General features: G+C 33.6%; 6 protein-coding genes. 5 read left to right on the forward strand and 1 reads right to left on the reverse strand.

Going from position 1 to position 13,682, the window contains the following annotated elements:
* The 5 genes from Q0921_RS20905 to galE all read left to right on the forward strand — a co-directional run bounded on the left by Q0921_RS20905 (nt 1) and on the right by galE (nt 11,380).
* The gene (locus Q0921_RS20905; RefSeq protein WP_299260371.1) at nt 1-3,360 is read left to right on the forward strand and encodes a VCBS repeat-containing protein; all 3,360 of its coding nucleotides are present in this window, start codon (nt 1-3) and stop codon (nt 3,358-3,360) included.
* Between the two features lie 32 nt (nt 3,361-3,392).
* A complete protein-coding gene (locus Q0921_RS20910) occupies nt 3,393-5,159 on the forward strand; it encodes a glycoside hydrolase family 36 protein (RefSeq protein WP_299260373.1) in 1,767 nt (588 codons plus the stop codon).
* 223 nt (nt 5,160-5,382) lie between these two features.
* Nucleotides 5,383-8,562: a glycerol kinase GlpK gene (glpK, locus tag Q0921_RS20915; protein ID WP_299260375.1), complete on the forward strand. Its 3,180-nt coding sequence runs from the start codon at nt 5,383-5,385 to the stop codon at nt 8,560-8,562.
* Between the two features lie 53 nt (nt 8,563-8,615).
* On the forward strand, nt 8,616-10,262 hold the full coding sequence (locus Q0921_RS20920) for a solute:sodium symporter family transporter (protein ID WP_299260377.1): 1,647 nt from the start codon (nt 8,616-8,618) through the stop codon (nt 10,260-10,262).
* 95 nt (nt 10,263-10,357) lie between these two features.
* Complete coding sequence (gene galE, locus Q0921_RS20925; protein WP_299260379.1) at nt 10,358-11,380, forward strand: UDP-glucose 4-epimerase GalE; 1,023 nt, start codon at nt 10,358-10,360, stop codon at nt 11,378-11,380.
* Nucleotides 11,381-11,470: 90 nt separating this feature from the next.
* Here the strand turns inward: galE and Q0921_RS20930 are convergent, their stop codons facing one another.
* On the reverse strand, nt 11,471-13,546 hold the full coding sequence (locus Q0921_RS20930; protein ID WP_299260381.1) for a peptidylprolyl isomerase: 2,076 nt from the start codon (nt 13,544-13,546) through the stop codon (nt 11,471-11,473).
* Nucleotides 13,547-13,682: the final 136 nt, after the last annotated feature.

Here is a 13,682-nt window from a genome sequence, read left to right on the forward strand (position 1 = left end):
TTGAAAAAATATATAATTCATATTGTACTTGTTCTGTTTCTTTTGGGATGCAAAAAACAGCCGTCCGAAGATTTTCTATTTACTCTTGTTCCGTCTTCACATAGCACTGTAGTTTTTCAAAATACAATTATTGAAAACGATTCTATCAATGTTATTGATTTTCAATATTGTTATAATGGTGGAGGTGTTGGCATCGGTGATTTTAATAATGATAATTTACCAGATATTGTTTTTACTGCAAATCAAGCATCCAGTAAGCTTTACTTAAACCTTGGAGACCTGAAGTTTAAAGATATATCAGTAGAGTCACATTTTAAAACAAGTTCATGGATTACCGGAGTAAGTATTGTGGACATAAACGCAGATGGATTAGATGATATTTATCTTAATGTAGGTGGAGCTAACTGTAATAATGATTGCAACAATTTATTGTTCATAAACCAAGGATTAAACAAAAAAGGCACCCCCTATTTTAAAGAGCAAGCCTCGATCTATGGTTTAGATGATGGAAACTACAGCCAACAAACTGTTTTTTTTGACTATGATACTGATGGCGACCTAGATGCTTATATTGTTCATAATGGAAATACAAAAAGAGATAGAAACACTCCTATCCCTAAGAAATACCAACCTAAACATTTATCAGATTATTTATTAGAAAACAAAACTAAAGAAGATAAAAATCAAATATACTTTACCAACGTATCCGATAGTTTAGGAATCACTCATAAAGGATTTGGTCTTGGTGTTGCTATCAATGATTTTAATGATGATAATTTACCAGATATCTATATTAGTAATGATTTTATAACTAATGATCTTTTGTACCTAAACAAAGGGACTGATACTATTGGAATGCATCTTGGGTTTGATGAAATAAATCAACAAATTTTATCAAAACAAACCTACAATGCGATGGGGGTAGACGTAGCAGATATTAACAATGATTTATTACCTGATATTATGGTTGTAGATATGCTCCCTAATGATTATGAACGGCAAAAGAAAATGTTAGTTTCTAATAATTATGATCGATACTTATTGGCACAAAGAAACGGATATACACCTCAATATATTCATAATACGTTGCAGGTACATAATGGTTTTATCAATGACAAAATAATACCTGCCTCAGAAATTGGATTTGCTTCGGGTATTGCTAGCACAGATTGGAGTTGGGCTCCACTTATAGCAGATTATGACAACGATGGAAATAAAGATCTTTACATCACTAACGGTTATGTAAAAGATATTACCGATTTGGATTTCATCAATTACTCGGAACAAAACAACATCTTTGGGACCCCAGAAGCTCGAAAAGATAAATTTAAGACCTTAGTCAAAAAACTTCCGGGAATTCATCTTGCCAATGTGATGTATCAAAATAACGGTAAAACTCAATTTACTGATGTTTCTTCTCAATGGATCAGGAATCAAAAATCATACTCTAATGGTTCTGCTTATGCAGACTTAGACTTGGATGGAGATTTGGATTTAGTTATAAATAATATTAACAGCCCGGCATCGATTTTAGAAAATCACACTTCAGAAAAAGGTAAAAAATTTTTGAGAGTACAGCTAGAAGGAACTTACAAAAACAAAAACGGAATTGGAGCAAAAATTACTTTGTGGGAAAATGCAAACAAACAAACACAATATCAATCTACAGTTAGAGGGTATTTATCATCTGTAGAACCGATTATTCATTTTGGTATTCACTCAGAAAAAATTGACTCATTACAAGTAATATGGCCAGATGGAAACGTTAGTTACAAAAAAGATATTCCATCAAATCAAGTTTTAACTATTTCTCATCAAAATTCTTATCACAATAAGTCTAGAAAAGAAACGGATCTAATATTTCAAAAAGATAAAACCACCTTTTCATACATACATACAGAAAATTATTTAAATGATTATTTACAACAATCATTACTAAGTCATCAATTTAATGCTCTAGGTCCTTGTATCATAAAAGGAAATATTGATAATCAAAAAGGCGATGAGATCTTTATTGGAGGTAGTAAAAATGTTCCAGGTACTCTTTTTGCGGAAGACAAAAATGGAATTTATAAACCTATTCAAAAATTAGATACCAAATATGAAGATACCGCTTCATTGTTTATTGACATTGATCACGATGGAGATAACGATTTATATATTGGAAGCGGAGGAAGTGATGCAGGAAATAATGAAGAATTATTAAAAGACAGAATATTTATTAACAATGGCAAAGGGCATTTTTCTATGTCGCATGACAAAGTTCTTTCCAAAATTAAAACAAATACAACTTGTGTTGTTGCAAATGATGTAGATAATAATGGATTCCAAAATATTTTTATCGGTGGGGGTGTTCTGCCAGGTAAGTACCCGCTTCATACACCTAGCTATATACTTACTAATCAAAAAGGTAATCTATCAATAAATAATAAAATTTCTTTCTCTAAACCCGGTATCGTAACTGATGCGAGCTGGGCAGACATTAATAATGATAAAACAAAAGAACTAATCGTAGTTGGACAGTGGATGCCTATCTCCATCTATAATATCAACAAAGACAAAGCAAAAGAAATCCCTATACAATGGCTAGATACAGAAGGAAAAAAAATAAAAATGTCTGGTTGGTGGAACAGTATAACGCTCGCGGATTTCGATAATGACGGTGATCAGGACATACTAGCAGGTAATCAAGGAACTAATGGATTTATACAACCAAGGTTTGATCAAGCTGTATATGTTTACACAGAGGATTTTGATCATAATGGAAGTATCGATCCTGTTTTAGCTCAGTATTTCGAAACTACTGATGGCCTATCTCTTAAACCTATACATACTCGAGATGACATTATGAAACAATTGGTAAGTTTAAAAAAACGATACCCTACATACAATGAATTTGCTAAAGTCAACTTTCAAGAATTATTAAATATCAATGATTTAGACAAAGAAACTCTTAGTGCTCATATATTTCAATCAATTTACGCAGAGAATATAGGAGACAACATTTTTAAAGTGCATTATTTACCTCAAGTTTGTCAACGATCTCCTATCAATGATTTTCTTATCCAAGACATTGATCAAGATGGTTTTAAAGATGTTCTAATCGTAGGCAATAATTATTCTGCAGAAGCCAATTACGGCAGACATGATGCTATGGTAGGAATCTACTTAAAAGGATCAAAAAAAGGTTTTATTCCAATAGAAAATAATAAAAGTGGTTTTTTGATAACAAAACAATCCAATCATATCATTTCTGTCCAAAAGAGAAATAAAGAAAATTTAGTTTTTGCCACGCAAAACAATGACAGCATAGTTGTACATCGTATAATTAAAAAAAGAAATGTTTTAGCAAAAGACTGATTTTACAAAACATCAAAGAATAAAAAAAACACATGAAAGAAGTCATTACTCATAATATAGAGATAATACAGGAGTCCAAAGATTTTCAAGTTCATATAACCTTACTTGAAGAACAACATGGAGTAACTATATATAATATTAATTTTTCATCTGAAACTAAATTTCAACCACAAAAAGTGACTTTTAAATGGAAAATCCCTGTTGTTAATGTAAAAGGTGTCTGGAAACCTACAACAGATTTTGCAAAAAGAATCATGGATGATTGGGAATTGGATCATATGGAATCAAGAATTTCTGTAGATTCCCCTGTAATTTCTTTATTTGGTCATGATGACAGTAACATCATTACATTTGCCTGTTCTGATGCTATTAATACTAAAAAATTGAATGCATTATATAGAGAAGAAGATAATTGTATTTATTGTCATATTTCATTTTTCACAGAAAGACATCACGCAATTACAGATTATAACGCACAACTAAGAATTGATCAAAGTAACCAACCTTTTTCGGAGTCTTTAAAAAATGTAGGGAAATGGTGGGAGAGTTTTGAAAGTCTCACTCCGGCAATTGTTCCTGATTTAGCAAAAGTTCCTGTATATTCTACCTGGTATCAATTTCATCAAAAACTAGATATAGAAAATCTTATTGAAGAATGTAGAATTGCTTCCACATTAGGATACGAGTTAATAATAATCGATGATGGATGGCAAACCAATGATGAAAACAGAGGTTATGATTATACAGGTGATTGGTATCCCGAGAGGATTCCTGAAATGAAAAATTTTGTCAACAAAATCCATACTACAGGAATGAAATTAGCTTTATGGTATTCTGTTCCTTTCTGTGGGAAGAAATCAAAAGCGTATAAAAAATTTAAAGGTAAATTCCTTACAGAAGAACATCGTTGGGCTCCTGTATTTGATCCCAGGTATCCTGAAGTAAGAGAATATCTGATAAGCTTATATGTAAATGCATTAAAAACTTGGAGAATTGACGGTTTCAAACTGGATTTCATCGACGAATTTAAAGTATACCCTAGTACCAAACTAACTAAAGAAGAAGGAAGGGACTACTCCTCTGTAAATCTAGCAGTAGATCGATTAATGACAGACATAATGAGTTCATTACATGCCATTAATCCAGAGGTTGTTATCGAATTTCGTCAAAAATATACAGGTCCTGCCATGCGCAAATATGGTAATATGTTTAGAGCATTTGACTGCCCTGGTGATTCTGTAATGAATAGAGTGCGGATTACTGATATCAAGATCCTTTGTGGCGAAACTGCTGTGCACAGTGATATGTTTACTTATCATACAGAAGAACCTTTAGAAATAAAAGCATTGCAATTAGTGAATACCTTATTTGGAGTCCCACAACTTTCTATTTTACTTCAAAAAGCAACATCAGAAGAATTATCAATGATCCATTTTTATACACATTATTGGAGAAATCATTCCGATGTTTTCTTAAAAGGAAAATTTATCCCACAAAAACCTTTAGCAAATTATCCAGTACTTAAATCTTCTTTAGAGGACCATACAATTATTGGGTTATTTGACAATTATATTATTGATTTTCAGGAAGAAACGAACAGAGTTGATATCATTAATGGTCAGTTAAACACCAAAATCGTACTGAGTAGTGATAAAAATTATGGAGCCTATCATTGTGTGATCTATGATTGTACTGGAAAAAAAATAAATGAATGCAATTTAATGGTTCTCATAGGAGTCGTTCAAATAAAAGCACCTGTTTGCGGATTAATTATATTAGAAAAAAACGCCGAAACTTGAAGCTTATTATTTAAAAAGTGTGTAAAAATGATCATACTCAATATAAAAAATAATACAACCGATTACATTTTTTTTAATTAGCAATTATCTTTTTCATTGCTTAAATAATTTAGATATTTATAATCAATTGATTAATATTTTAAAATTTATGCTATTTTTTAAGATACCTATAGAAAATCAATAATTAAATAAAATATATAGAAATAAAGTCAAACATCCTCTGATGAATAAAAAATATATTATTGCTTTTGACCAAGGAACCACAAGTACCAGAGCCATCATTTTTGACAATAAAGGTACTATTTGTGGAATTGCTCAAAAAGAATTGACCCAATATTACCCTAAATCAGGATGGGTAGAACATGATCCTATTGAAATTTTCAGACATCAACAAGAAGTCTTTGAAGAAGTATTAGACATATCCAAAATAAGTATAGATAAAATTGCAGGTATAGGCATCACCAATCAAAGGGAAACTACTGTAGTTTGGGATAAAACAACGGGAGAGCCTATTTATAACGCTATTGTATGGTTAGATAAAAGAACATCCAGGATTTGTAAAAACCTAAAGGCTATTGGTCTTGAAGATTATGTTACCAAAAACACGGGATTAGTAATAGATTCTTATTTTTCTGGAACAAAACTAAAATGGATTCTGGATAATGTAGAGGGTGCAAGAGAAAAAGCAGAAAACGGAGATCTGTTATTTGGCACCGTCGATACCTGGTTAATCTGGAAATTCACAAATGGTACTAGCCATGTTACCGATCATTCCAACGCTTCCAGAACCATGTTGTACAATATTATACAATTGAAATGGGATGACACGATGTTAACAGCATTGAATATTCCAAAGGACATGCTCCCTAAAGTTCAATATTCTTCATCCGATTTTGGAAGTATTTCTTATCAAGGAAAAGAAGTTCCGATATATGGTGTTGCTGGAGATCAGCAAGCTTCGTTATTTGGTCAAGGAGGTTATAAATCCGGAATCGCTAAAAACACCTATGGAACTGGTTGTTTTTTATTATTAAATACGGGGAAAAAAGCCTATCAATCTAATAATGGTTTACTGACCACCTTGTGCTGTAGTCTTCCGGAAGATAATATAAAATATGCCTTAGAAGGTAGCGTTTTTGTAGGAGGTGCTTCTGTACAATGGCTCCGTGATAAATTACAAGTAATCACAAAAGCTTCGGAAACCGAAGAAATCTGCAAATCTACTCCGTCTTCAGAAGGCTTATACGTAGTCCCTGCATTTGCGGGTTTAGGAGCTCCTTATTGGGACATGAGTGCTAAAGGTGCTATTTATGGATTAACACTGGATTCAGGGAAAAATGAGATTATAAAAGCCACCGTAGATGCCTTAGCTTATCAAACTCGTGATGTATTAGACGCAATGATAGAAGATAGTGGCAAACTCATGAAAGAACTTAAAGTAGATGGCGGAGCATCTGCTAATAACTATTTAATGCAATTTCAGGCCGACATTCTAAATGTAGAAGTAGATCGACCTGCAATGTTAGAAGTAACGGCACTTGGTGCTGCATTCCTGGCAGGAATAAAAGCTGGGGTTTGGACAAAAAAGGATATTTCAAAAATTAGAATTGTAGATACCAAGTTTAAACCCCAGATTACAGAGCATGAGCGAAACAGAAAATACAGTGGATGGAAAGAAGCAGTAGAACGCACTAAATCTTCTAATGCCAAAATGCTCTCTACTAAAGAGGAAGGTCCAATTCGATTTTCTATTCTTGATCGGCACATACAATTGCAAAAAGCTCAGACAACTAAATATGACATCATTATTATTGGCGGAGGAGTCACCGGGGCAGGAATTGCTTTGGATGCTGCTTCTAGAGGATTAAAAGTATGTTTAGTAGAGAAAAACGATTTTGCTTCTGGAACCAGTAACAAATCTACAAAACTCATTCATGGTGGATTGCGATATCTTAAACAAATGGAAATCGCACTTGTAAAAGAATCTGGAAGTGAGCGCGCTACTGTTCATAAACTTGCCCCACATTTGGTAGTGCCAGAAAAGATGTTGTTACCATTGATAGAAGGAGGAACTTATGGAAAAATGATGACCGCCATAGGATTAAAAGTATATGATTTTTTGGCAAATGTAGAAGGAGATGACAAACGAAAAATGCTTAGCATAGAAGATACAATTGCAAAGGAACCGTTATTAAATAAAAACAAACTTACGGGAGGAGGTTATTATGCAGAGTATCGAACTGATGATGCGAGACTTACTGTAGAACTTTTGAAAAAAGCAGCTTCTTATGGAGCCAATATCATCAATTATTGTGAAATGACGACTTTTAATTACGATGATGAAGGAAAGATTAAAAGCTTAGAATGTCTAGATCATAATTCACAAAAAAGATTTATTATCAAAGCAAGAAATTACGTTTCAGCAGCAGGTCCTTGGGTAGATTTATTACGAGAAAAGGATCATTCTATGAATAACAAACACTTGCACCTTACTAAAGGAGTGCATATTGTTTTTTCTAGAGAACAGTTTCCACTTACCCAATCTGTATACTTCGATGTACCAGATGGAAGAATGATTTTTGCTATCCCTAGAGGCAGAGCAACGTACGTTGGAACTACGGATACCAACTACAAAGCCAACCTAAATCGTGTGGTAGCTACACAAGAAGATGCTCAATACTTATTAGATGCAGTAAATAATATGTTTCCAACCGTAAAACTTACTGAAGAAGACATAGAATCCAATTGGGCCGGACTAAGGCCACTCATTCACGAAGATGGTAAAGACCCTTCAGAATTATCTAGAAAGGATGAAATCTTTGTTTCTAAAACAGGATTAATTTCGATTGCCGGAGGAAAACTTACTGGATATCGAAAAATGGCGCAACGTGTAATTGATACTGTTCTGAAAACAATGAGTTCTAAGAAAAGGGAACAGTTTTCAAAATCGTTTACTCAAAACATACCTCTTACCAGTGACCCCCTTAAAGATACAGAGGAAGTAGAGAAGTATCTTCTGAAAATTAATCAACAGCTAAAAGAACTAAACGTACAGGATGAATATTATGGATGGTATCTAGCCACCACATATGGCAAACAAGCCAATACTATTATCGATAAAGTAAGTTATTTTTTAAATGATTCTATCGAAGAAAAATTAATACGATCCGAAGTATGGTATGGCGTGCATCATGAGATGATTAATGGATTGGCTGATTTTTTTGTAAGACGAACCGGAAGATTATATTTTGGGATCGATAGTGTCCGTCAATATCGATCTATGGTGCAAGAAGATCTTATAAAGTATTTAAGATGGGATGAACAACGTCTGGAAAACGAAAATAAATATCTCGATTTATTACTACAAGATGCATCGACATATTATGAGCATGAAGTTACTTAAAATTAAAATAGTAAATCGCAAGATTTTCTAAATTCATTTAATACATAACACAAATGGGAATATTCTCTTTTATTGGATTTACATTACTTGTAGCAATATATGCTTGGTGGAAAACCAGGAACACTGATGAAAAATCGGCTGATGGCTACTACCTAGGAGGTAGAAGTCTTGGCGCTATAACTATTGCAGGTTCATTATTACTCACGAATTTATCCGCAGAACAGATTGTAGGACTTAATGGGCAAGCCTTTACGGAAGGAGTACTGGTTATGGCTTGGGAAACATTGGCTGCCATTGCTATGGTACTTACCGCCATATGGTTACTTCCTAAATACATGAAAGGCGGTATTACTACAATTCCTGAGTTTATAGAAAAACGCTTTGATGAAAATACAAAAGCCATATTATCTGTTTTATTTCTGGTAGCTTTTAGTATCGTGCTATTACCTACAATTCTATATTCCGGATCACTCGCCTTTAGTACTATGTTTGACTTGCCAACATTATTGGGTTGGTCTAAATCTTCTACTATTTGGCTTTGCGTATGGAGCATTGGACTCATAGGAGTCATATATGCAATTTTTGGAGGATTAAAGGCGGTTGCAGTATCAGACCTTATAAATGCTATAGGATTATTAATAGGTGGACTATTAATTCCATACTTTGGATTAAAGTTAATTGGTGATGGAAGTATGATGGATGGCATCAATACATTATGGACAGAAAATCAAGATAAGTTTAATGTTACCGGAGGAGTTACTTCGTCTATTCCTCTAGGAACTATTTTTACGGGAATGATGATAGCACAAATGTACTATTGGGGAACTAATCAATCTATTTTACAGCGCGTTTTTGGTGCAAAAAGTTTAAAAGAAGGGCAAAAAGGAATGATGCTTGCAGCCTTTGTGAAATTTCTCATTCCCATAATCGTTGTACTTCCTGGTATTATAGCCTGGAATGTATTTAATGGAAACCTTGATTCTGCAGATCAAGCATATCCAGAACTTGTTCGTAAAGTACTTCCTCCTGCATTGCTTGGCTTTTTTGCAGCTGTCCTTTTTGGTGCTGTATTGAGTTCGTTTAATAGTTTGTTGAATAGTAGTGCTACACTTTTTGGGTTTGATCTCTATAAAAAATTCTTTAAACCTGATGCAAGTGACCTTCAAACGGTGAAAGCAGGTAAATTATTTGGCCTTATAGTCGCTTTAATTTCTATGACAATCGCACCATTTATTGCCAATGCTCCAGAAGGATTGTTTTCTTATATTCAGCAAGCTTTAGGAAGCTTAAGTGTTCCTATTTTAGCAGTGGTTATCATTGGAATACTTACAAAAAAGGTACCTGCTCTTGGAGCTAAAGTAGTACTAATTGCTGGAGTTCTTATGTATCTAGCAAGTTTACTTATCTTAGGTCCTTATTTCACAAACGAAGCATTATCCCAAGCAACTTCTAACGGCATTACAGATCCAGACCAATTAGCCATTATCAAAGCTGAAGCATATCCCCATTTTTTACACATTATGGGAATTTTATTTGTAATTAATGTAACCATTATGCTCATCATTGGAGTTCTTAAACCAAAAACAGACATGTATGTCCCTATAACTACAGATGTGATAGACACAACATCTTGGAAATATGCTTTTATAGTTGGTGCGATTATCACAGTGTTAGTCATTAGCACTTACTTGATTTTCTAACAAATACTAAAACTAAATCCTGATCTATTTTTAGTTATGGTTTATATTATATTAACTTTACACTTTATTACAACAAAACTCTTGAAAATAAAAAAATGAAAATATTAGTTACCGGTGGATTGGGGTTTATCGGATCACATACAGTAGTGGAATTACAAACAGAAGGATATGATGTCATTATTATTGATAACTGCTCTAACTCTTCTACTGATGTTCTAAAAGGAATAGAGGCAATTACAGGAAAGCTACCAATTTTTGAAAACTTTGATCTTAGAGAAAAAGATAAGGTTGAGGATTTTTTCACACGTCATAAGGATATCGAAGGTGTTATTCATTTTGCAGCGTCTAAAGCTGTTGGAGAAAGTGTAGAAAATCCTCTCTTATATTATGAGAATAATATAAGTGTACTTGTATATGTTCTCAAAGAACTACAGAAAAAAGATAAAACCAGTTTTATTTTCAGTTCTTCTTGCACTGTATATGGTCAGGCGGATGAATTACCTATTACTGAAAATGCGCCTGTGAAAATTGCAGAATCCCCTTATGGAAATACGAAGCAAATTGGTGAAGAAATTATAAAAGATGTCTGTAAGGTAAAACCAAATCTAAACGCAATTGCATTGCGTTATTTTAATCCTATTGGCGCGCACCCTTCTACAGAAATTGGTGAATTACCCATTGGAGTTCCTCAGAATCTGATTCCATTTATTACCCAAACAGGTATTGGAATTAGAGAAGAACTTTCTGTTTTTGGGGATGATTACCCAACAGAAGATGGAACATGTATTAGAGATTACATACATGTTGTAGATCTCGCCAAGGCTCATGTGATTGCTCTTCAACGTCTTCTAAACATGACTAACACATCCAATTATGAAGTATTTAATGTTGGAACAGGAACTGGTAGTTCCGTATTAGAAGTTATACAGTCTTTTGAAAAAGTATCTCAACAAAAATTGAACTATAAAATTGTAGATAGAAGAGAAGGGGATATTATCTCTGCTTTTGCTAATACTGACAAGGCTAACAAGGAACTCGGCTGGAAAGCTAAGAGCAGTTTGGATGAAGCATTATCTTCTGCTTGGAAATGGGAACAAAAAGTGAGAGGAAAGAACTAGAAAATCATATAACCATTAGCAATAAAAAAAACCTGAAGAACATATATTCTTCAGGTTTTTTATTATCGTAAATATTTAGCTTACTATTTCTTAGTAGAAATTAGCTCTTTTATCTTCTATTTCAGCAGCTTCCTTAAGTGCATTGAACACGTTAGTATTAACTGCAGTAGCTTGTGTCTTGGATTCCTGAGCAGCATAACTCATATATGTATCTAATCCACTAGCTGGAGTCTTCTTAGTAACTTCTACTACATACACTCCATTATTACCTACAATTGGCGCAGAAATTCCGCCAACTTCTAAAGCAAATGCTGCACCAACCACTTTAGGCTCTGTTCCCGCACCACCTATAGTAGGCGTTTTCATATTTAAAGCAGACGCTGTTTTCACCGTCTGAGATTGATTTTTAGCAATATCAGCTAACGTACTTCCAGAAATTTTCTTTTTAAGCATTTCTGCTTTTTTCTCTTTTACTAGAATTGGTTTTACAGAAGCACTAGCATCTTCTACTTTTTGTACACCTTTAGAAGCTTTAGCAGTTAATTGTATCACAGCATATCCATCAGTTACGTCAAAACGCTTTACATCTCCTACCTTAGTTTCCTCATTAAACGACCATTGTACAATAGACCTCTGAGCTCCTAATCCAGGTATGTTTTCTGCTAATTCGCTAATCTTATTGACCGGGCGAACAGCATACTCACTCTCTTTAGCTTTCTCTGCAAAATCAGCATCTTTTGCAGCAATCTGAAATTTCGTAGTTTCAGTAAAAATAGTATTTATTGTTTTTTCACTAGCTTCAATTTCCTGAGCAACAGTAGCTACTTTTACAGCCTTTTGTTCGTTTTTCTTATCCTCTATAGTAATTACGTGATACCCAAAAGCAGTCTCTACAATTCCGATATCACCAACATTATTATCAACAATATAGTCGTTAAATGCAGGCACCATTCTTCCTGGAGCGAAATAACCTAAATCTCCCCCTTTGTCTTTATTAGAGCTGTCGGCAGAAAAGTCTTTAGCAAGTGACACAAACTGTGTTTTATCAGACTTAACCACTGTTAACAAACTATCTGCAAGTGTTTTAGCTTCTTCTTTTGTTCTTTCTGTATCACCAGCTGTACCTAACCCTTTCCAAGAAACAAGAATATGACTAGCTTTTAACGAATCATGCAATTGTCTCTGAGCAATAACCTTAGATATTTTTATGAACTTCCCATCTTTATAAGGCCCAAAAACTTCACCAACAGGTACATTATACAATGTATCCGCTACAGTTGCTGGTAAATCTTTTTTAAACACGAAACGATCATCGTATTTTAATGCAGAACTTTGATCTACATTTACAAATTCTTCAATATTTTTCGCTGCTTTGAATTCTGGTATAACCTTAGCAACATCTGCCGTTAACGCATCTTCATCTTCTTGACTTGGTTCTTCTTTAAAGAAGACATATCTCATATTTCTTGAAGCCTCAGCCTTATATAACTCAGGATGTTTATCCACATATGCCTGGATTTCAGCATCTGATACATTTACATCAGTATCCACAATAGAAGAAAATGGAAGTTGAACATATTTAATGTCAACTACATCGTTTTCCATTTTATATGCTAACTCACCTTCTTTAAGTGTAACACCTACTCCTGCTTTAATCATATTAAGGTATGTTTGCTCTAAGGCTCCTTTACCTAAAGATATTTTATAATCTCTCCATTGTTGATAAGCAACAGGATTTGATTGAATACTAGCTACATATTCCTGCATTTTTGCATTATCAAACACACCTGCTTCATTCTGAAAAGTTGGATTATTAGCCAATCCTTCTTTTAATAAGTCATTAACTTCATCAGCACCGGCTCTAATTCCAAGTTCTTCAAACTGACCATCAAAAACTATTTGTCTAACTTCCTGATTCCAAACGTAGTTTACAGTCTGAATATTAGATCCATTCGATCCAAAATTTCTAGATGCTGCTTCAACTTTTTTAGCAAAATCAGTTCTATCAATTTCTTTCCCATTTATCGTAGCAATTGTGTTTGCTGCTTTTTGAGAAATCGCTCCTCCATTTCGAATCAAATCCGCTAATACAAATGAGAAAAGCGCTAATGCGATAATCACAATTAAGAAAACGGATCGTTGTCTGATTTTATTTAAAACTGCCATTATAAGTTTAATTTATTGAAATATAGTGGGCGAAAATACCATTTTATTAGAATATTACCAATTAAAGACAGAAAGTCTTTACAACTTTTTTTGCTTTTTATTTTTGAAGATATTGAGAAGTATAAAATCATTGATG

The organism is uncultured Aquimarina sp. (assembly GCF_947496855.1).
Classification (GTDB): Bacteria; Bacteroidota; Bacteroidia; order Flavobacteriales; family Flavobacteriaceae; genus Aquimarina.

Bases quoted from the DNA above. Each gene is read 5' to 3' on its own strand.
- glpK (WP_299260375.1), top strand. From the start codon at position 5,383: ATGAATAAAAAATATATTATTGCTTTTGACCAAGGAACCACAAGTACC.
- Q0921_RS20920 (WP_299260377.1), top strand. From the start codon at position 8,616: ATGGGAATATTCTCTTTTATTGGATTTACATTACTTGTAGCAATATAT.
- galE (WP_299260379.1), top strand. From the start codon at position 10,358: ATGAAAATATTAGTTACCGGTGGATTGGGGTTTATCGGATCACATACA.
- Q0921_RS20930 (WP_299260381.1), bottom strand. From the start codon at position 13,546: ATGGCAGTTTTAAATAAAATCAGACAACGATCCGTTTTCTTAATTGTG.
- Q0921_RS20910 (WP_299260373.1), top strand. From the start codon at position 3,393: ATGAAAGAAGTCATTACTCATAATATAGAGATAATACAGGAGTCCAAA.